Origin of the sequence: Streptomyces sp. NPDC002870 (genome assembly GCF_042888505.1) — a bacterium.
In the GTDB taxonomy this organism is placed as follows: Bacteria; Actinomycetota; Actinomycetes; order Streptomycetales; family Streptomycetaceae; genus Streptomyces.
The window spans coordinates 240,986-259,798 of record NZ_JBIAPW010000009.1; the positions used below are offsets into that span (position 1 = coordinate 240,986).

General features: G+C 68.2%; 16 protein-coding genes and 3 pseudogenes. 4 read left to right on the forward strand and 15 right to left on the reverse strand.

What is annotated here, in order from left to right; all coding sequences use genetic code 11:
• Window positions 1–36: 36 nt before the first annotated feature.
• Window positions 37–702: pseudogene (locus tag ACFYWY_RS14570) on the reverse strand (RibD family protein); the annotation flags it as partial.
• Entirely contained in the window at window positions 699–1,445 is a 747-nt protein-coding gene (locus ACFYWY_RS14575) for a creatininase family protein (RefSeq protein ID WP_389185119.1), read from the reverse strand. The gene ACFYWY_RS14575 and the pseudogene ACFYWY_RS14570, both read right to left, overlap by 4 nt.
• 127 nt (window positions 1,446–1,572) lie before the next feature.
• On the opposite strand from ACFYWY_RS14575, the gene ribA reads away from it, so the two are divergent.
• Window positions 1,573–2,223 carry a GTP cyclohydrolase II gene (gene ribA / locus ACFYWY_RS14580; protein WP_389185054.1) on the forward strand — a complete coding sequence of 217 codons (651 nt, stop codon included), beginning with the start codon at window positions 1,573–1,575 and terminating at the stop codon, window positions 2,221–2,223.
• 28 nt (window positions 2,224–2,251) lie between these two features.
• On the opposite strand, the gene ACFYWY_RS14585 is transcribed toward ribA, so the two are convergent.
• From ACFYWY_RS14585 to ACFYWY_RS14600, 4 genes are all read right to left on the reverse strand, one after another.
• Window positions 2,252–5,218, reverse strand: coding sequence for an NHLP bacteriocin export ABC transporter permease/ATPase subunit (locus ACFYWY_RS14585; protein ID WP_389185057.1), 2,967 nt, complete (start codon window positions 5,216–5,218; stop codon window positions 2,252–2,254).
• 1 nt (window position 5,219) lies between these two features.
• Window positions 5,220–7,502 carry an NHLP family bacteriocin export ABC transporter peptidase/permease/ATPase subunit gene (locus ACFYWY_RS14590; protein WP_389185060.1) on the reverse strand — a complete coding sequence of 761 codons (2,283 nt, stop codon included), beginning with the start codon at window positions 7,500–7,502 and terminating at the stop codon, window positions 5,220–5,222.
• Window positions 7,499–8,305 carry an HlyD family efflux transporter periplasmic adaptor subunit gene (locus ACFYWY_RS14595; RefSeq protein ID WP_389185062.1) on the reverse strand — a complete coding sequence of 269 codons (807 nt, stop codon included), beginning with the start codon at window positions 8,303–8,305 and terminating at the stop codon, window positions 7,499–7,501. Before ACFYWY_RS14595 ends, ACFYWY_RS14590 begins: the two co-directional genes overlap by 4 nt.
• A 196-nt stretch (window positions 8,306–8,501) precedes the next feature.
• Window positions 8,502–8,738: a type A2 lantipeptide gene (locus tag ACFYWY_RS14600; protein WP_389185064.1), complete on the reverse strand. Its 237-nt coding sequence runs from the start codon at window positions 8,736–8,738 to the stop codon at window positions 8,502–8,504.
• A gap of 707 nt (window positions 8,739–9,445) precedes the next feature.
• Here ACFYWY_RS14600 and ACFYWY_RS14605 point away from each other — a divergent pair.
• A pseudogene (locus tag ACFYWY_RS14605) lies at window positions 9,446–11,314 on the forward strand (endoglycosylceramidase).
• Between the two features lie 18 nt (window positions 11,315–11,332).
• Here the strand turns inward: ACFYWY_RS14605 and ACFYWY_RS14610 are convergent.
• The 5 genes from ACFYWY_RS14610 to ACFYWY_RS14630 all read right to left on the reverse strand — a co-directional run bounded on the left by ACFYWY_RS14610 (window position 11,333) and on the right by ACFYWY_RS14630 (window position 14,035).
• Window positions 11,333–12,148, reverse strand: coding sequence for an N-formylglutamate amidohydrolase (locus ACFYWY_RS14610; RefSeq protein ID WP_389185067.1), 816 nt, complete (start codon window positions 12,146–12,148; stop codon window positions 11,333–11,335).
• 9 nt (window positions 12,149–12,157) lie between these two features.
• Entirely contained in the window at window positions 12,158–12,364 is a 207-nt protein-coding gene (locus ACFYWY_RS14615) for a DUF397 domain-containing protein (RefSeq protein ID WP_389185070.1), read from the reverse strand.
• Window positions 12,361–13,218 carry a Scr1 family TA system antitoxin-like transcriptional regulator gene (locus ACFYWY_RS14620; protein ID WP_389185072.1) on the reverse strand — a complete coding sequence of 286 codons (858 nt, stop codon included), beginning with the start codon at window positions 13,216–13,218 and terminating at the stop codon, window positions 12,361–12,363. The genes ACFYWY_RS14615 and ACFYWY_RS14620 overlap by 4 nt, the downstream gene beginning before the upstream one ends.
• Before the next feature lie 184 nt (window positions 13,219–13,402).
• A complete protein-coding gene (locus tag ACFYWY_RS14625) occupies window positions 13,403–13,525 on the reverse strand; it encodes a hypothetical protein (RefSeq protein ID WP_389185075.1) in 123 nt (40 codons plus the stop codon).
• A gap of 177 nt (window positions 13,526–13,702) precedes the next feature.
• Window positions 13,703–14,035, reverse strand: a complete 333-nt coding sequence (locus tag ACFYWY_RS14630; protein ID WP_389185078.1) for a hypothetical protein — start codon at window positions 14,033–14,035, stop codon at window positions 13,703–13,705.
• 456 nt (window positions 14,036–14,491) lie between these two features.
• On the opposite strand from ACFYWY_RS14630, the gene ACFYWY_RS14635 reads away from it, so the two are divergent.
• Window positions 14,492–14,911 (forward strand): ATP-binding protein, encoded by a 420-nt coding sequence (locus tag ACFYWY_RS14635; RefSeq protein WP_389185122.1) that lies wholly within the window; start codon window positions 14,492–14,494, stop codon window positions 14,909–14,911.
• A gap of 310 nt (window positions 14,912–15,221) precedes the next feature.
• Complete coding sequence (locus ACFYWY_RS14640; RefSeq protein ID WP_389185081.1) at window positions 15,222–15,710, forward strand: hypothetical protein; 489 nt, start codon at window positions 15,222–15,224, stop codon at window positions 15,708–15,710.
• Window positions 15,711–15,876: 166 nt separating this feature from the next.
• Here the strand turns inward: ACFYWY_RS14640 and ACFYWY_RS14645 are convergent, their stop codons facing one another.
• The 4 genes and pseudogenes from ACFYWY_RS14645 to ACFYWY_RS14660 form a co-directional block, all read right to left on the reverse strand.
• Window positions 15,877–16,542, reverse strand: a complete 666-nt coding sequence (locus ACFYWY_RS14645; RefSeq protein WP_389185084.1) for a hypothetical protein — start codon at window positions 16,540–16,542, stop codon at window positions 15,877–15,879.
• Between the two features lie 98 nt (window positions 16,543–16,640).
• On the reverse strand, window positions 16,641–16,937 hold the full coding sequence (locus ACFYWY_RS14650; RefSeq protein WP_389185087.1) for a hypothetical protein: 297 nt from the start codon (window positions 16,935–16,937) through the stop codon (window positions 16,641–16,643).
• A gap of 72 nt (window positions 16,938–17,009) precedes the next feature.
• Window positions 17,010–17,765: a hypothetical protein gene (locus ACFYWY_RS14655; RefSeq protein ID WP_389185090.1), complete on the reverse strand. Its 756-nt coding sequence runs from the start codon at window positions 17,763–17,765 to the stop codon at window positions 17,010–17,012.
• Window positions 17,762–18,813, reverse strand: a pseudogene (locus ACFYWY_RS14660) (hypothetical protein); the annotation flags it as partial. The gene ACFYWY_RS14655 and the pseudogene ACFYWY_RS14660, both read right to left, overlap by 4 nt.

Below are 18,813 nucleotides of genomic sequence, written 5' to 3' on the forward strand. Positions count from 1 at the left end.
CACGGTGACGTAGAGCCGGTGCAGTGCCTGCTCGTGCAGGAAACGCGACACGGTGACGCCGCCGCCCTCGATCAGCACCCGGCCCAGGCCGCGCCGCGCGAGCGCCTGCACCAGGCGGCTCGGGGCGAACGCATCACGGTCCGGGAGGACCAGCACGTCGACGCCGTCGCCGACGCCGTCGCCGTCCGTGACCGCCCTGTGGTGCTCGCCGGCCGAGCCCACCACCCACAGGGTCGGGGCTGAACCGTCGGTGAACACCCGGTGCGTCAGCGGTACACGACCGTGCGGATCGAGGACGACGCGCACCGGGTTGTCCCCGGGGCAGGCACGCACGGTCAGTTGCGGGTCGTCCGCGACGGCGGTGCCGGCCCCGACGACCACCGCGTCGGCGAGTGCACGCAGGCGGTGCAGATGACGGCGGTCCTCCTCCCCGGTGACGTAGTCGGCGTCGCCGGTACGCGTGGCGATGAAACCGTCCAGGCTCTGGCCGAGTTGGGCGAAAGTGAGGTGCGGACCGGCCAGGCACAGCGGGAGGTAGAGGTCGGCGAGCATCTCCGCCTCTGGTGTGGCGTCCTGCCGCCAGCGCCGTCCGCCGTCCGCGCTCCGGACAAGACCCGCGGCCTCGGCGTCCGGCTCGGACCGGATGCCGCGCAGCCGCTCCCAGGCCGCTGCCGCGTCGAGTGCTCCGCCCCGACCGGTCATCGCGTCTCCCCCCGGGCGAGCAGCGAGACGTACTCACCGAAGGATTCGACAAGTCCGGCCAGCAGTTGTTTGCCTTTCTCGGCGGACGCCATTGACGGACGGCCGATGACACCGGACTTGGTGTATCCAGGCATGCCCAGAGTGAGCAGATGCTTACGGTCGTCGGACAGGAAATCGGAGGTTTCATAACCGGGACGGACCAGTTCGGGATGGGCGTGCAGCAGAATGGATGTCTCCACTTCACCCGCGTGCATATCGCTTTGCGACGGCGTCTGCACACCGGCCCCGGCCCGTGCGGCGTCCCAGTCCGCCGAGCCCGGGAACAGCGCCATACGGATTCCGCTGCCGGCGGATTCCTGAACTACGTTGCGCAGTACGTAATTTCCGCCGTGCCCATTGACCAGAATCAGGGAACCGACTCCGGACCGGCGGAGCGAGTCGGCGATGTCCCGTACGACGGCGTAGAGGGTCGCGGCGGAAATGCTGACGGTTCCCGGCCAGGCCGCATGCTCGTGCGAGCAGGAGATCGTGAGGGGAGGAAGGTGGAGAACCGGATGGACCGCGGCGATCTCCCGGGCGATGGTGCAGGCGACGACCGTGTCGGTCACCAGCGGAAGAAACGCGCCGTGCTGCTCGAAGCTGCCTATGGGAAGGATGGCGACGTCGGCCTGCTGGGTCCGCACGTCCTCCGTGGAGTCCCATGGCAACAAGCCCGATGCCTGTGGCGTTTCCGAACCACTCATGTCTTTCCGGCCTTTCGTTGTTCGCTCTGCCCGCCCATGGTCGAACGTGATGAAACGGGCGGCCAGTTGATGTTTCTTCGTCATTTTCGCTCACGCTGCCGTGAGCTTGCCAGATAGGATCGGGGTCATGACAGAAAGTGATGGCGTGTTCGGCCACAGTGTTCGTCCATCGGGTGCCGAACGAGTGGTGGATGTCCGGCTGTCCACCACGTACGGCGATTTCCTCGCCGTAGGCTACCTGGACCGCGAAAGCGGGGACGAACAAATGGTGCTGGTATACGGCGATGCCGAGCAAGACGGAGCGCTTACCCGCGTGCATTCGGAGTGTCTGACCGGAGATGTCTTCGGGTCCAAGCACTGTGAATGCGGCGATCAGCTGTCCGCCGCGCTGCACGCCATCGTGACGGAAGGACGCGGCATTCTCGTCTACCTCCGGGGTCACGAAGGGCGAGGGATAGGCCTGTTGGCCAAATTGCGGGCCATGAAGCTCCAGGCGGAGGGGCTGGACACCGTCGAGGCGAATCTCGCGCTGGGGTTCCCGGCCGACGCCCGCGACTACCGGGTGGCGGCGGAAATGCTGCACGACCTCGGTGTGCAATCCGTGCGGCTGCTGTCGAACAACCCGCTCAAGCTCGAGGCGCTGCTGCGGCACGGAATCAAGATCACCGAGCAGGTTCCGCTGCTGATACCGCCGCGCGAAGAGAACATGGCGTATCTGTGGACCAAGCGGGAACGCCTCGATCATTACCTGCCGCACCTGGACAGCGCGGCCGACTAGTGCCGGCCGGCTCCACGGGCCCGCCGGCTCATGTCATCTGGCGGCGCACCAGTTCGTGAAGCGCGCCGCCCGCGTTGGCGAGCAGGTCTGCCGGGCGGCCCTGCTCCACCACGCGGCCGTCCGACATCACGATCACCCGGTCGGCGTCCATCACCGTCGACAGCCGGTGGGCGATCACCACGCGGCTGGCGCTCAGCCGGTGCGTGGACTCGATCACGATGCGCTGGGTCTCGTTGTCCAGCGCGCTGGTCGCCTCGTCGAAGAACAGGATGCGCGGGCGGCGGATCAGGGCCTGGGCGATCATCAGGCGCTGGCGCTGGCCGCCCGAGACCGCGCCGCCGGCCGAGATCATGGTGTGCAGGCCCATCGGCATGCGCTTGATGTCCTCGGCCAGGCCCGCCATCTCGGCGGCCTCCCAGGCCTCTTCCTGGGAGAAGGACTCGGCGCCGCAGATGCAGTCCAGGATCGAGCCGGTCAGCGGCTGTGCGTTCTGCAGGACCACACCGCACTGGCGGCGGACGGCAGCCTGGTCCAGGGCGGAGAGGTCCTGGCCGTCGTACAGGACGCTGCCCGAGGCCGGTTTGTCGAAGCCGATGAGCAGGCGCAGAAGCGTCGACTTGCCGCATCCGCTGGGGCCGACGATCGCCACGAACTCGCCCGGCCGCACCTGCAGGGACACCTCGTCGAGGACCAGGGGGCCCTCGTCGGAGTAACGGAAGGAGAGCTTCCTGGCCTCTATCGCACCGGTCAGGGCGCCGGGCTGGGCGCTGGCGACGCGGACCTCCGGGGCCTCGTCGAATACCGGCTTGATCTGCTCGAACATGGGCAGTACGGCAGCGGCAGAGACCAGCGCCCCGGAGACCTGCGTGACGGAGGTCAGCAGCATCGTCACGGAGGTGTTGAAGGTCAGGAACTCCCCGGCCGACATGCTGCCGCGGGCAGGACCGGCCAGCAGCATGAACATGGTGAGCGAACAGAGCGGCAAATAGACCGCGTCGAGGACCGTGGTCAGGTTCTTGATCCGGCCGGCGCGCTGCTGGAGTTCACGCGAGCGGGCGAACTCCCGCGCCCAGGCGGCGTACGCGAAGCTCTCCGCCGCGGCGACGCGCAGCTTGGGCAGCCCGCGCAGGGTCTGGAACGCCTGGTTGTTGAGCTTGTTGCCGAGCTCGACGAGCTGTCGCTGCCACCGCAGCTGCCAAAGGCCCATCCCGAGGAACACGGCTCCGATGAGGATCAGCATGGCGATCGCGGCGAGCGCCAGCGGAACGCTGTAGCAGAGCAGCAGTACGAGGTTCATCGCGCCGACCGTGCTCGCCTGGACGGCGACCGGGCCGATGCCGGACAGCACCCGGCGAATGGCACTGATGCCCATCGCCGCACTGGCCAGCTCTCCGGTCGAGCGCTCGGTGAAGAACCTCGTCGGCAGCCGCAACAGCCGGTCCCACACAGCCGGTTGCAGCGCGCTCTCGATACGTCCCTCCATCCGCAGAATGGTGAGGTTCTGCAGCAGCATGAAAGCGGCGGAGACGATGCCGGCGATCATGACGGCGAGTGCGACCTGGACGATGAGGTTCGTCTCGGCCGTCGGCACGTACACGCCGAGCACCTGTCCGGTCGCGATCGGCACCAGCGCGCCGAGCCCCACCGTCACCAGCCCGGCGAGCGCCAGATTGCGCAGGTCCATGCGGGTGTCGCGCAGGCTGAAGCGCAGCAGACGCCAGGCGGTCATGGGCCGTTCCGGCAGCGGGCGGTAGAACATCACGGCGCGCGGTTCGAGTTCCTCCGCGCTGTTGCTGCCGATGCGTATCCGCAGTCCCGATGCCGGGTTCACCGCTTCGTACCGGCCACGGTGCCACAGCAGCGCGACCGGGGCTCCCGACTTGGCCCAATGGCCCACCAGAGGACCGGTGTTCGTACGCCACCAGCGACCGTCGAGTCTGACCGCGCGGGTACGGATCCGCGAGCCGACCGCTATCCGCTCGACCGGACTGATGCGGTCGCCCACAGCCGCGCTCTTCGACGGTTCGGAGAGTGTGATCCCGGCGGCTTCCGCGACCCGCCGACAGACTGCGAACGTGGCGTCGTCGGTCACCGCGTCAGGGCCGGTGGACGCCCGGCCGGCCCGTTCCGGCCTGCCGATGGAGGCCAGCAGCGCCTGGTCGGCCCGCGCACGGACCGCTTCGCCCGCCTTGATGCCGGCGGCCGTCCGGTCCTCGTGCGCGCGCTCCAGCTCTTCGATCCAGCGGTCCACCGCGGACAGCAGCCGGTACTGCTGGTTGACCATCTGCTGCCACAACGCGGCGTCGACCAGCAGGTCCCCGGCCGCCTCCGTGCTGTAGGCGGCGCCGTACTGGACGCTGCCGGGGGAGACCGGCATCCACAGGATGTCGTCGTCGGCCACGGCCTCTTCGCTCGCGGGCCGGCTGTCGAGCGGAGCCTGGAACAGGACGCCGAGGCCCCGCCCGGTGCCGAGAGCGAAGGCGTACTCCAGCGGACTCGGCTGCGCCTCATAGCCGGTGGGGGGCGTTGCGTAGCCGGTGTCGTCGTACGCCGCGTGTCCGGTGCCGTACGTGCCCTGCCCGGTGCCGTACTCGCCCTCCCCGGTGCCGTACGTCCCCTGCCCGGTGTCGTACGTCCCGTACTCGGTCCCGTACGTCCCGTACTCCGGCCGGTACAGCTCACGCAGCGGGATCCGGCGCAGCAGACAGTCCTGCGAAGGCCTGCCGAGCAGGGTGTGCCGCGGGCCGTCCACCGGGCCGAGCAGCAGCGTGCCCGCTTCGAGACGGCCCAGGAAGTGCCAGTGCCCCTGCTGGGCGGCGTCGACCGCGAAGAGATCCAGCGCCCCGCCGACGACGAGCCACAGCACCTGCGGCCCCTCCAGCACCAGGCTGCGCAGCCCGGTGCAGTCGACGGGTGTGCCGAGGCCGCCCAGCGCGTGGGTCACCGCGTCGAACTCGCCCGGTCCCGCGACCGCGGACGGGTGAACGGATGCCACGTCAGTGCTCCTTGACCAGCTCGGCGTACGGACCCCCGGCGGCGACCAGCTCCTCGTGCCTGCCGCGTTCGACGACAGAACCATGGTCGAGCACCACGATCTCGTCGCTGTCGCGCACCGTGCTCAGCCGGTGCGCGATCACGACGCACGCGCAGCCGCGCCGCCGCAGATTGTCGATGATGACCTGCTCGGTCTGCGCGTCCAGGGCGCTGGTGACCTCGTCGAGCACGAGGATGCTCGGCCGCCGGACCAGCGCCCGGGCGACCTCCAGCCGCTGGCGCTGACCACCGGAGAAGTTACGGCCGTCCTGCTCGACCCGGCTGTGGATGCCGTCGGGCCGCCGGGCGATCACGTCGTAGAGGGCTGCGTCCTTGAGCGCGGTGACGACGGCCTCGTCCGGTATCGACGGGTCCCACAGCGCCACGTTGTCCCGGACGGTGCCTTCGAAGAGGAAGACGTCCTGGTCGACGAAGGAGACAGAGGCGGCCAGCGCACTGCGGGGAATGTCCTCCAGGCGCTGCCCGTCGATACGGATCGTCCCCTCCCACGGGCTGTAGAGGCCGGAGATCAGCCGGGAGACGGTGGACTTGCCGCTGCCCGACCCGCCGACGAGCGCGACCTGCTGCCCAGGTCCGACCGTCAGCGAGAAGCCGGTGAGCAGCGGCTTGTCCAGCGGGCTGTAGCCGAAGGTGATGTTCTCCAGCGTCACATGGCCCTTGAGCCTTCGGGTGCCGGCGTCCTGCTCGCGGCGTGAGTACAGCGCGTCGACGGGAAAGTTCTCGACATCCTTGAGCCGGGCCACATCGGCGGCGAAGTCCTGAATCCTGCCCGCCACTCCGTTCAGCCGGGTGATCGGTGCGGTGAAGCGCGTCACCAGCGCCTGGAAGGCGACGAGCAGACCGATCGAGATATGGCCCTCCACAGCCCGCAGTCCGCCGATCCAGAGGATCAGCGCGCTGTTGAGGGTCGCGAGGGTGGGCGCGACGACGGCGAGCGCGGCGCTCGGCACACCGAGCCGCTGCTGTACCTCCAGCGTGGTCGCGTGCTGCCCCGCCCACCGCCGGAAGTACCCGTTCTCACCGCCGGTGGCCTTCATCGTCTCGATCAGCTGAAGACCGGTGTACGAGGTGTTGGTGAGCCGTGCGCTGTCCGCGCGCAGCTTCTGGGTGTTGGTGGCCCGCAGCCTGATCACGATGCGCATCGCGACCACATTGAGCAGGGCGATCGCCACGCCGATGACGGTGAGTTGAGGGTCGTATGTCCACAGCAGCAGGGCGTAGAGGATGACGACGACGCCGTCCACGCCCGCGGCGGCGAGGTCCCGCGCCAGCGTCTCGGCGACCGCGTCATTGGACTGCAGCCGCTGCACCAGGTCGGCCGGACTGCGCTGGGCGAAGAAGGTGACCGGCAGTCTCAGCAGATGCCGCAGGAAACGGGCGCTGCTGAGCGTGGACGAGATGATGCGGCCGCGCAGCAGGTTCGCCTGTTGCAGGCCGGTGAGCACGGCGCTGAGCGCCACCATCACGGCCATCGAGGCGAACAGGGGTCCCAGCAGCGAGGTCTGATTGCCGATCAGGAACATGTCGATGTACGTACGGCTCAGCGCCGGCATCGCGGCGCCGACCGCGACGAGCAGGAGGCTGGCGAGCAGAGCCGCCAGCAGAGTGCCCGTCGTACCGCGCAGCCGCGCGGGCACGGCGCCCATGATCCCCGGCTTACGGCCGCCCCGGCGGAAACTGTCGGAGGGCTCGAAGATCAGCGCGACACCGGTGAAACTGGTGTCGAAGTCCTCCATCGCCACAAAGCGGCGGCCCTTGTCGGGGTCGTTGATGTACACGCCCCGGCGGCCGAACCGCCGTCCCATGCCGTCGTAGACGACATAGTGGTTGAACTCCCAGAACAGGATCGCCGGCGCCCGCATCTCGGCCAGCGCCGCCGGCTCCATCTGCATGCCCTTGGCCTGCAGACCGTAACTGCGCGCCGCTTTGAGCAGGTTGCTGGCGCGTGAGCCGTCGCGGGAGACACCGCACGCGATACGCAGCTCCTCGAGCGGCACATGGCGCCCGTAGTGCGCGAGCACCATGGCCAGCGAGGCGGCGCCGCACTCCAGTGCCTCCATCTGGAGGACGGTGGGGGTGCGAACGGTCTTCTGCTTCTTGGCCTTCTGCTTCTTCGCCCTGGGCGGCGGGCCGGCGCGGCGCGCGCCGCGCCGCGGGACCGGAGCTCCCTCCGGGCGATGGCGTCCGCGGCCGCCCGCCGGCGGCAGCTGCTGCTGCGCGGTCATGGCAGCAGCCAGTCGATCGGATGCTGCTCGGACAGCCGGATGGCGCCGGTGGCCAGGGTCATGGAGTCGAGGGCGTACGGCGGACCTTCCGCGGACGACCAGGTGTAGCCGGACTCGGTGCGCGAGGACGGATCGAGACGCACCAGGACCGCCACGGGCTGGCCCTTCTTCGAGAACTGCTCGCCCAGCTGGCTGCTGCCGAGGAAGCCGGTGATCCGCTGGCGGGTCTGGGCGGTCCGGGCGACCGCCTTCACCCGGCCGCGCAGCACGCCGTACTGCTGGGTGGGCACCGACTGCACGGTGAGATCGACCGAAGCGCCCACGGGCACCGTCGATCCGCTGTCGGCGGGCACATACAGGACGGCCATCAGGGGGTCGTCCGTCTTCTCGATCTTCTCCACGGCTGCCACATCCGCTCCGGTCGTGATCACGGAGCCGATCGTGGCGACGAGGGCGGTCAGCCGGCCTGCGGCGATCGTACGGACGACGGCGCTGCCTTCGGCGGTACGGAGCTTCACCAGGGGAGCGTTGGCGGAAACCCTCTTGCCCTCTTCGGCGAGCACATCCGTGACCTGGCCCGCGACGGGGCTCTGGAGGACGTAACTGCCCTGGGCGTGGGTGAGGATTCCGGGCGCGCTCAGTGTGGAGGTCACGGTGCCGGTGACCGCCCAGGCGGATGCGGCGATCATGACGACGACCGTGACGGCCAGGACGAGCCACCCCTGGGGGCGGGCGAAACGCACCGGCAGATCGATTTCTTCCGGCGATTGCAGCTTGGAAAGGGCCTGTTGGCGGAACTGCACGACACTCTTCCCTCAACTGCGGTGGTGCTGATGACGGGTATTCGGCGCGCCTGGTGTGGCAGCGCCGGGCGGCGGCCGTATGCCCCGGACCCTGGGGTGGATCCGGGGCATATGGTCCGGCCGGTCGGCAAGGAGGGGACGCCGACGAGCCGTAGTCACCGCTTGGAGATGCGCCGCTGAGCGGCACACGACCAGCTCAGAGACCGGCGACCAGGCCCGTGACGCCGGAGGTGTTCAGGCCGGTGAGGCCCTCGGCGGTGCCGACGACGGAACCGACGGTGCCGGAGGCGGCACCGACGACGCCGGAGACCGGGACGACGGAGTCGACGGTGCCGAGCACGGCGCCGGCAGCCTGGCCCACCAGGCCACCGGACACGTTGTCCAGGTCGCTGTCGGAGATTTCCTGGGTCTGAACCTGGGGGGTGGAGTTCATGAGGGGGTTCCCTTCGCATGGATATCTCGAATGCTGCGACTGAGTCTTTCGGCTCCCCGCAGTGCGAAGGATCAAAGCACGCAGGCGCGTTGCGCAGCCAATCGGACAGCTGCTGATGCGGGCGAAAGGCAGCCGTCGAATTACCTGACGTGCACGTATGTCCATGGCTTGGTGCCATCTTCTTCACAGAGTGAGCCACCGTAATTCCCTTTGGCTGACTCCCACTTGGCCAGGAATTTGGACATTACCGCATCAAAGGGTGGATGGGCTGGTCAGGGTGAGGAAGGTCCGCGGGAGGGGATGTGGCGGCTGCGCATTCGGTGTGCAGATTCACCGAAGAACGCAACCTCGTGTCAGGTGTCGTACGTGCGCACGCGTCCATGTGGAGGGAGTGTTTCCGGGACGTGTGCAGAAGGTGTTGGGCCGCGCCAAGGTGGCGGTATTACGGAGGTCCGGCATTGCGGAGGAAATGGCTCGGCGAATCGGAGAAGCGAAGATAACCGCATAACGGAAATGCACTCGGATGTGAGGGGAATGGTCGATTACCTGCGGATACCTCGGTTACCTGTGGATACCTTGGTCTTTGGTGCCACCCGGGGTCGCTGCTCCCGGTGTCGTGTCGTGTCGTCTCGTGTCGTCTCGTGCGTCGCTCGTGGTGCAACCGTTGACAGTCTGACGGTACGTCAGGAACTGTGATGAGCATGGGCATGTCGAAGATGCGCGCGCGTCTGACCGGTCTCCTCGTCCTCATGACCGCGTCCCTGACCACAGGGGGCGCCCCGTCCGCGGCAGCGCCCGCCCCGGACTCCCTCTGATTCGACGAGCCGGCCGCGGCCGCCTTCACGGTCGAGGGCGGCCGCTTCACCGACGGCCTCGGCCGCGAGGTGGTCCTGCGGGGGTACAACGTCTCCGGCGAGACCAAGCTGGAGGAGAACGGCGGACTGCCCTTCGCATCCGTCGCCGACGCCGAGAAGTCAGCGACCGCCCTGCGTGCGCTCGGCGGCGGCAACACCGTCCGCTTCCTGCTGTCATGGGCTCACGCCGAACCCGTGCGGGGCCAGGCGAACCGGACCTATCTCGCCGCCGCCACCGCACAGCTGCGCGCCTTCCTCAAGGCAGGCATCCGCGTCTATCCCGACTTCCACCAGGACCTCTACTCCCGGCACCTGTTCAACCAGGGCAGCTGGTACACCGGGGACGGCGCCCCCAAGTGGGCGGTCGAGGCGGGCGGCTACCCGCGGGAGTCGTGCGGCATCTGCCTGTTCTGGGGACAGAACATCACGCAGAACGAAGCCGTGAAGCGGGCGACGTACGACTTCTGGCACAACAAGGGCGGCGTCCAGGACGCCTTCCTCGCGACCGCCCAGACCGCCATGGCGTACTTCGCCGAACACCTCAGCGGCGCGGAGTTCGCGGCGGTCGCGGGCTTCGATCCGTACAACGAGCCGCACGCGGGCTCGTACGACTCCGGCCAGTCCAGCCGGGCCTGGGAGCGCGAGCTGCTCTGGCCCTTCTACGAGAAGTTCCGCGCGCGCATGGACGCGGCCGGCTGGCGGAACAAGCCCGCCTTCGTCGAACCGAACCTCTTCTGGAACGCCAACCTCGCCTTCCAGAAGCAGGAGGGCGGGCTGCTCGACGCAGGCGCCATCGGGCCCCGATATGTCTTCAACACCCACTTCTACGATCAGAAGGCCATCTCCGGCATCTTCATGTGGGGCAAGGCCGCCGACGGACAGTACGCCAAAGACTTCGGCACCGTCCGCGACCGCGCGGCCGGCGCGGGCACGGCGGCGGTCGTCAGCGAGTTCGGCCATCCGCTGACCGGGAGTGTCTCCGACAAGGCCCCGACGGTCGGCAAGGCGATGTATCAAGCCCTGGACTCCCGGCTGCCAGGTGCCGCTTGGTGGTCCCGCCCTCAGGACTCGGGACCGGTGCTGTCCGGCACGCAATGGCAGTGGGACATCTACAACGGCCGTCACCACGAGCTGATGAACGGCAATCCCGACAAGGTCCTGACAGCGGCCGACGCCTGGAACGACGAGGACCTGTCGGCCGTCCGCCTCGACGACTCGGGCACGGCGGTGCTCCGCCAGGACGCCCGGCTGCTGGACCGCCTCTACCCAAGCGCCACCGCGGGCCACGCCCTGGCCTTCACCTACGAGGATCGCTCACGCGACGGCTCGACGACCCTCACCTGGAATCCCGTACCGAAGTCGCTGCCGCGGGTCGCCGAGCTGGTCGGCACAGGCCAGTACGGCCTCCTCCTGTGGCGCTCGGACGGCACCGCCGCCCCCACCGAACTGCACCTGCCCGCGTCCTTCGACAATGCCCGCACGACGGTGGTCTCCGACCTGGGCACGGTCGCCGGACCTCCCGCGTACACGCGAAGCACACCGATCGCCGTCGCCCCGGAGCCGGGCGGGACAGGCAGCCGCCGCCTCCTGCTCACCGCGCAGAACGCGGGCGGCGTGCACTACGCCCTGGTGACGAACGGCGCGACGGTGCCCTCGGCCGCCCTGTTGACAGGCGCACAGGACGAACTGGCCACATGGGCGGCGGGGCGGGCGTGGTCCTGACCCGGACGAGGTTCTGACTCACGCCGACAGCGCGTCGACCAGACCCGCCAGCGCGGCGGCGAGGGCGGTGAGACCGGGGCCTGCCGCCCCGCCGGGTTCCGACATGTACGTGTCCCGGCGAATCTCGATCATCAGGGCGCTGACGCGCGGGTCCTTGCCGTAGTACTTCAGTGGCACATACGTCCCGGCGAAGGGGCTGTCGATCCCCGTGCCGCCGAAGCCGGCGAACGCCTTCTCGGCGTGGGCGAGCAGCTCCGCAGGGGTGTGGAAGCCGTCCGTACCCAGGCAGGCCGGGGGCCGCCGCCCGTCGCCGTGCAGCTCGTAGGCCAGCGGCTCGGTGGGATACGAGTGGACGTCGATGACGACGGCCCGCCCCGTCGCAGCCAGCCGCTCGCCGACCGCCGCGGTCATCGCCTCCGCGTAGGGACGGAAGTACCGCTCGATCAGCGGCCGGGGATCCACGCCCGGCGGGCGGAGCAGCTCGCGGTGCGTGGTGTGCGTATAGACCGCGCCCATGCCGACGGCCAGCATCTCCTCGCGATCGTCGGGGAAGCGCTCGGGATCGATGACGAGGCGGGAGAGGCCGTTGACGAACCGCCAGGGGGTGGCGGTCGCGGCTTCCGCTGCCGCGGCGGCGATCTCGGCCGTGTGAGAGTCGGTGATGTGGTCCAGCTCCAGCTCGAGCGCACGGTCGTCCAGCACTATGCCGTCACGCACCGACTCGGGAATGACCCGCGAGGAGTGCGGGACGTGAAGGATCACCGGCGAGTAGGCGGCACCGGAGAGGAGCTGGAACGGAGCGGACGTGTCGTCCGTCCACGCGGGGCTGGCCATGGAGCGGAGTCAGGCTCCTGCCGCGTACCGAACGAAGCGTGCCCAGCCGGGGTGGCTGACGGACAGGTGGGCCCGGGTGACGTCCTTGGAGTCGCGGACAAGCACGGCCTGCTCAGTGGCGGCGACTTCGATGCACGCGCCGCCTTCGTTGGAGCTGTACGAGCTCTTGATCCACTCGAGAGACGGCGTGAGGCTTGTTGCGCCATCGGTACTCATGCTTCTCCCAACAACTCCTTGATGGCAGCCAGGGACTCGGACGGTGTGAGTGCCTGAGCCCTGATGCTGCCGTAGCGTGCGGCCAGGATACGGACCTCATCGGGATCGGTGACCAGCCTGCTGATGTTCTGGACCTCCAGATAGGCAACCTGTGGCCGGGACTTGGGGGTCAGCAGGATGAAGGGCCCACCCATGCCCGCGTGCTCTTGTCGTCTGGTGGGCATGACTTGCAGCTCCAGGCTCCTCAACTGGCCGAGGTTCAGCAAGGTCTCCAGTTGCTCCTTGTGTACGGCCTCGCCGCCGATCGGTCTGCGCAAAACCGACTCTTCGACGATGCATGTCACGATTGGCGCCGGCCAGCGCGCCAGCAGCTCCTGGCGGGCGAGTCGCGAGGCTACGCGCTGTTCGATGGTTGCTTCATCGAGCAGTGGCTTGCGCATGGCGAAGAGAGCCCGCGCGTGAGCCTCGGTCTGCAGTAGCCCGGGGATGACATGGCTGCCGTACTCGTGAACCTCGACGGCATCCGCCTCCAACTTGGCGTAGCTCCTGAACCACGTCGGATGCTTCACCCGCGCCCGGGCCTTCGCCCTCGCCACGTCCTCCTTCGCCGCCCGCAGCAGCCCGCCCGCGCCCAGCCTCTCGTCCGCCGCGTCCAGGAACTCCGCCTGCGGCGTCCTGCGCCCGCGCTCCAGTGACCGGATCAGGTCCTCGCTGTAGCCGAGTTGCTCACCCAGCTCCCGCTGCGTCAACTCCGCCCGTTCGCGCAGCAGCCGAACCTGCCGGCCGATCACGCGGAACAGATCCGCCGCGTCCTCGACCTCGTCGTTGTCGTCCGCCGGGCCCATGAGCTCCATGCCGTGCCCGCCCCGTTCTGCACGATGCCTGCCGCCGCCACCGGTACGCACACGCTGTGTACCGGTCCCTTCCGGCAGGCTACGGCTCGGCGGCAAGGCCGCACGGTGTACGAGCGAAACGGCACCCCTCCGTGTGGCCCACGGGCCCTGGTGTTCACGCGAAGAAGTTGGCCACCGTCACACCTCACGAGGCATCACCGGCTCTCTGAGCGGGAGTTGCGCCGAAGCGGGGATCGGTGACGCGCAGAGCTGCCGTCACGGTGTCCTTGCCCGAGGTGGGCGGTCCGTACAGGACGACTGCGCTCACGCGTCCCCCAGAAGTCGTTGCGCGATGGACTCGACCTGCTCGGCCAGAGGGCGGGACGCGCCGATACGGTTGTCGATCATGTGGTGGGGGACAACCGGCCGGAGACCGATGTCGATCTGCCCGTGTACGTCGGCCAGTGGGTCAGCTTCCAGGTGTCGCGCGAGGCGTTGCGTGAGATCAGGCGGTCACGCATGGACTCAACGTCGCTGTCCACCCACAACGTCTCGAAGCGGGCCACTGTGCGTCGGCGCTCTCCGCGAGGAAGGGCGCCACCGCCACCACGGAGATGCCGCACTCGAGGTTCTCCCAGGCGGCCTTCATCAGGCACGCGTATTCCAGGGGCCTGGCGTGCTCGAGGTAGGTCGGGCTGTGCCGGTCGTCCGGGTCGCCGCCCAGGGCCAGCAGAAGTCGCTCGGTCAGCGGCCGGCTGAGCGTGTCCTTGTCGAGCATCGCCCAACCGGTCGCGGCTGCCAGCAGCTTTCCCGCCCTCGGACTTGCCCGACCCGGCATACCCCGCCACCAAGGCAAGGGTGATCGTGTTTGTGCCTAACGCTGTGGTCACTTGACCGGCCCCCGGAAGTCTTGAACACCTGTGCTCAGCTTAGGGGTCGGACGGAAGTCCTGGCGATCAAACTTCCGGCCGGGTGAGAGTAGTTGACCGGTCCGGACTGGGATCAGCGAGGCGCACCTGCCCCCAATCCATCCGCTGGCGCCTGCCAGCCGAGGGAGACCAAGCCCGTATCGCTGACGAACTACGGCAACACCCTGCCGTCGTGGACTCGGGCTGACCCCGCCAGGAACGAGTACGAGGGCAAATGCGGCCGGTCGGCGGGGGTCGCGCCCGGCACCGGTACACGGAGCTGCCAGGACCTGTACGCAACGGCGCCGTACCTCCGTCACTGCTGGTCAGCGCGTTGGTGCACCGCCACGCTGAATGATGTGAAGAGCGAATCCGTACAGACTCACATGCCGCCCCAACCGGCCACACCTGCAGCGCAGTTCACCCAGCTGCTCAGCGCCACGCGGCGCGGCGCGCGGCTCGCGCGACTGCTTGCCGTCGAGCAGATCGCGCAATGGGGATGGCCGCCCGACAGTGAGCGCGCGGAAGCCGCCGCGGTGGTCGTCGCCGAGCTGGCCACGAACGCCGTCAGGCATGGATGTCTGCCAGGCCGGGGCTTCCGGCTGAGTCTGGTCCTCCTTCAGGGCTCCAGGCTGCGGATCGAGGTCACGGATCCGCGCGGCGATCGCCTTCCTGCCGTTTCCGGGATTGCCGATGAGGGAGGGCGCGGGCTGGTCATCGTGGACGCACTGGCCGACGGCTGGGGAGTACTGCCGTACCCGCCCTCCGGAAAGACGGTCTGGGCGGAGGTCAGCTCTGTCGAGTAGCCCCATCGTGACCCTCCTATAGGCCTTTGAGCTGATAGCCGAGCGTGCCTCTCAGGGCCCTCGCTGACGGCACCGAATCATGGCCGAGATCGCCAATGAAGGAGGCCGGGGCCTGGTCCTTGTCACTGCGCTCGCCGCCGACGGGGGAGTACGCCCGCATCCGCCGTCGGGGAAAACCATCTGGGCGGACATCAGTTCAGCGGGGCGGCCCGCCGGCGATTAGCTTGAGTTCTAACCTCTGGTGGCTTCGTCCCTGAGCGTGCTGCGACCTGTGTTCCCGCAGGGAAGCCCAGCCTGAGAAGCTCGTCGCGTGACGGATGAGGAGATCATCGCGGTTGTCCGTGGTTACGCGAAGGCCGGTGGGCTGCCCCCGCCGGCAACGCCAGCGGTGGTCATGCAGGCTGAGAAGACCATCGGCTTCGCCCTTCCGACCTTGCTGCGTCGCCTCTACCTGGAGGCGGCCAACGGAGGCTTCGGCCCGGCCGAAGGCATCCTGGGCGTCGAGGGAGGGGCTTCTCAGGGTGACTGGAGCCATCTCGGAGAAATCTACGAAGAGGGGCCAGACCCTTCCGGACGGATCCCCGCCGGACTGGTCCCAGTCATCGATTGGGGCTGCACCATCTGGTCCCTGGTGGACTTCCGTGACCCCGTCGGACCGATGTGGAGCACCCACCAGGGCGAGCACTGGCCCCACGGGATCAACTTCGCGGAGTGGCTCAGCGCGTCATTGGCAGGTGAACTCACGCTTGCCACGCTGCTCGACAGTCAACCTGCGGACCAGGTTACGGAACACCCGTGAAGCAAGCCTCATGCCCGGCGGCGTTCCAGAACCCCCCATCCAAGGACGGTGGCATTGAGCCGCTTGGCGACAGCCGCGTAACTGCTTGCGTGTTCCGCGAATTTCGCTTTGATGTCAGTAGTGGCTGCCGGGGCGACGACCTGGGTACCAGAGCCTCGGCGGTGACTCAAGGGGAGCCGAGGATTTTCGTCGTCACCGATTCGATGAACACGGCAGCCTCGATCTCTGTGATCTTGACATGGTCGACTTCGTTGTGACCGAGGTCGTACAGCTTGAGGTATTCGGTCGGCTCCCAGCGGAGGTGTCGGGTGAAGGCTTCGTCATGCGTCTGGCCTTCGTCGATGCGACGCCGGACGATGCCGCGCGGGCTGTGCCGGGGATAGCCCTCGCTCACCTTCGCGTAGTAGGTGATCTGACCTTCGGCATCGAGTGCGTCGAGAGTGGCTGGGGCGAGCGTGAGGAAGGGCGTGGCGGAAGTGTTGCTCTCCACGTTGCCGAGCCGGATCATCACGCCGTTGAGGTCGAGGTACTCCTCCAAGAAGTACCCGCCGCCGCGTTCGTACATGAGCAGGAGCGGTTCATAGGGGTCCGGCAGATCGGCAGGCAAGTCGTCACGGGCGTCACGGAGCGCCGCCCACCGGATAGCAGCTCGGCAGGTCCGCTTCAGCGAAGTCGGGGCGAGCCCGGTCAGGACTTCTTCCACTTCGGCGGCGACGTCGGGGGGTGTCTGGAGCTCCGCATCGACGTGCTCCGCGATGTCGAAGAACGGCCAGGACTGCTCCGCCCCATAAGTACGCGCCCACAGAGCCGCTCGTCGCAAGTATTCGCGCATGAGCAGAGCACGCGAGTTGGCGTGATCGGATGCCGCGAGATCGTCTGCCCAGTCAATGGCACGCAGTCGCTCCAACACCCTGCGTGAAGAATTCTCGGTCACTTCAGGTTCACGCGGCACTCGGCGGTGCCGTCGCTCACACCTGACACGGCGAACATCGCCGAGCCCAGTTGCATCGCGTTGACCACGGCCTCCCACGTCTCCAACTCATTCGCACCCGGATCGACGGTGCAACGCGCCTCCATGTGCAGAAGAGCGGTGCCGAACGTGGAGTCGATCATCTCCGACGACTGCTCGAGCTCCTCGATGTCCGAGGTCACCCACTCGCCCAGCTGGTCCGCGTACTCCGCGGCATGGAGTCCTGGCGCACCGTGTCGGGCAACAGCGACGGTCACGGAGTCAGGGTTTGCCGAGCGCCCTGACGACCCTGTCGGAGGGCCTGTGGCGTAGCCCCGACTCTCGCCTCGCTACCGGGAGGCACTTACCACAGTCGCCCCGATGAGCTCGGCCGCCTCGACCTCGCCGATCCGGACCCATCCGGCGTCCTTCGCTTCCTCTTCGGAGTTGGGGAGCCGATCAGTCGGCTCCCAGCGCAGGTCCTGGCTGAACACCTCGTCACGCTGCTCGCCTCCCGGCAGTAGGCGGCGTCTCAGGACGAGTCCCTGGCCCTCGCTCGCGGCGTAGAAAGAGATGCGTCCCTCGGCATCCAGGGCATCGAGCACGGTCTCGCTGAGCGCACGGAAGGGAGGGGTGCCGAGGTTGTCCTTCAGGCCCTTGGGTCGGAACGACACACCCGTCAGATCGAGGCCACCAGCATTATCCTGCACGAACTCCCCGCCCCGCTCGTAGAAGAGGACCAGCGGCTCGTAGAGATCGGGGAGGTCGGGAAGCCCGGCCGGATTCCGTGCCCGGATTCCCGCCATGAGCACCGCGCCCGCACAGGTGATCCGGAGGAGTTCGCCAGGAACGGTGCTCAGGAATTCCTCAAGCTCCGCGGCAATTTCCGGGGAAAGCCGGAAATCGGGGTCCACATACTCCGTGACGTCGAAGAAAGGCCACGCGCTCTCGGCGGAGTACGCCTGGGCCCACAGGGCCGCCCGCCTGAGATACTCACGCATCAGAATACGGCGCGACACGACACGCCCGAGCACGTCGTCCCAGTCACCGATCCATTCCACTGCGCGGAGACGATTCAGCATGAGGGATGGCAGCCGGTCGGTCACTTCAGCTCAATTCCCTTCGATCGCAGCTCCTGGAAGAGGGCTGCCACCACCTCGTCGATGTTGGAGAGACCCGGTGCCAGCTCGACCTTCGGGACGTCAAGGCCTAGCCCGCCCCAGTGTCCGAACCCGCCTCTGCGTTCACTCGTCGCGAGTTCATGGGCGCCTGCATCGGCCCAGCTCTCGGGCCAGACGTGATAGTACCCAGCTTCGGTCTCGTTGGCGTAACCCTCCCAGGAATGCGGCTCGTCGCGCAGATACGGTATGCCCGCTTCGATGAAGTGGCTCTCAACGTATTCATGAGCGATATAGCGTTCGAACTTCACCGCTTCCTCAGGGGACAGACTGCGCTGACTGGCCGCCTGCCAGATTTCGGCGATGTCCGTGCGGGGTGTGAAGTATGCCTGCCGTGCGACACCCGGGGCCTCGGCCACCACGTGCTCGGTGAGGAAGAAGTGGGTGCGGACGCGATCCAGCACGTCAGCGCCGATACCGGTGTTCTCCGAGATGCCCCTGATGTCCAGGGCATCCGGGTTGGCCCGGACCTGATCGTAGAACCGTGCCGCCGCAACATCTCGGACAGCGGGCTCTTCAATGTAGCGAGCGCCGTCCGGCCTGACCTCGGACCCTCCGGCAAGCGGCGGGTCATCAAGACTGTTGACGAGCCCGTCAGGCGCTGAACCGCTCCCGCCCTCACCACCGGCCGGGTGTTCGGGGCCGTCTCCGTGACCGGTCCCGCCACTGTCACCGTGGCCGCCCGTCGGGGTGTCCGAGTGGGACGCGCCGCCGGGTGTGGTGTCGCCGTGGCCCCCGCCGGTGGGGTGGGTGTCGTGGCCGCCGCCGCTCGGGGGTTCGTGGCTGGCGGAGGGGCCACGGCCGAAGTCGTCGGCACGGCTGCCAGGGAGATGGTTCGCTCCGCCGCCCGGAGTGCGGTCGACCGCATTGCCGCCCGGCAGGTCGTCGCCCAACCGCCCCACATCGCCGAGGTCGTTGCCGAGGCTGTCGCCGAGGCGGGTGACACCGCCCGCGTTGTCCCCGACGTGAGCCGCGC

Bases quoted from the DNA above. Each gene is read 5' to 3' on its own strand.
- ACFYWY_RS14575 (WP_389185119.1), bottom strand. From the start codon at position 1,445: ATGAGTGGTTCGGAAACGCCACAGGCATCGGGCTTGTTGCCATGGGAC.
- ribA (WP_389185054.1), top strand. From the start codon at position 1,573: ATGACAGAAAGTGATGGCGTGTTCGGCCACAGTGTTCGTCCATCGGGT.
- ACFYWY_RS14590 (WP_389185060.1), bottom strand. From the start codon at position 7,502: ATGACCGCGCAGCAGCAGCTGCCGCCGGCGGGCGGCCGCGGACGCCAT.
- ACFYWY_RS14600 (WP_389185064.1), bottom strand. From the start codon at position 8,738: ATGAACTCCACCCCCCAGGTTCAGACCCAGGAAATCTCCGACAGCGAC.
- ACFYWY_RS14610 (WP_389185067.1), bottom strand. From the start codon at position 12,148: ATGGCCAGCCCCGCGTGGACGGACGACACGTCCGCTCCGTTCCAGCTC.
- ACFYWY_RS14615 (WP_389185070.1), bottom strand. From the start codon at position 12,364: ATGAGTACCGATGGCGCAACAAGCCTCACGCCGTCTCTCGAGTGGATC.
- ACFYWY_RS14620 (WP_389185072.1), bottom strand. From the start codon at position 13,218: ATGGAGCTCATGGGCCCGGCGGACGACAACGACGAGGTCGAGGACGCG.
- ACFYWY_RS14630 (WP_389185078.1), bottom strand. From the start codon at position 14,035: ATGCCGGGTCGGGCAAGTCCGAGGGCGGGAAAGCTGCTGGCAGCCGCG.
- ACFYWY_RS14635 (WP_389185122.1), top strand. From the start codon at position 14,492: ATGCCGCCCCAACCGGCCACACCTGCAGCGCAGTTCACCCAGCTGCTC.
- ACFYWY_RS14645 (WP_389185084.1), bottom strand. From the start codon at position 16,542: ATGCGCGAATACTTGCGACGAGCGGCTCTGTGGGCGCGTACTTATGGG.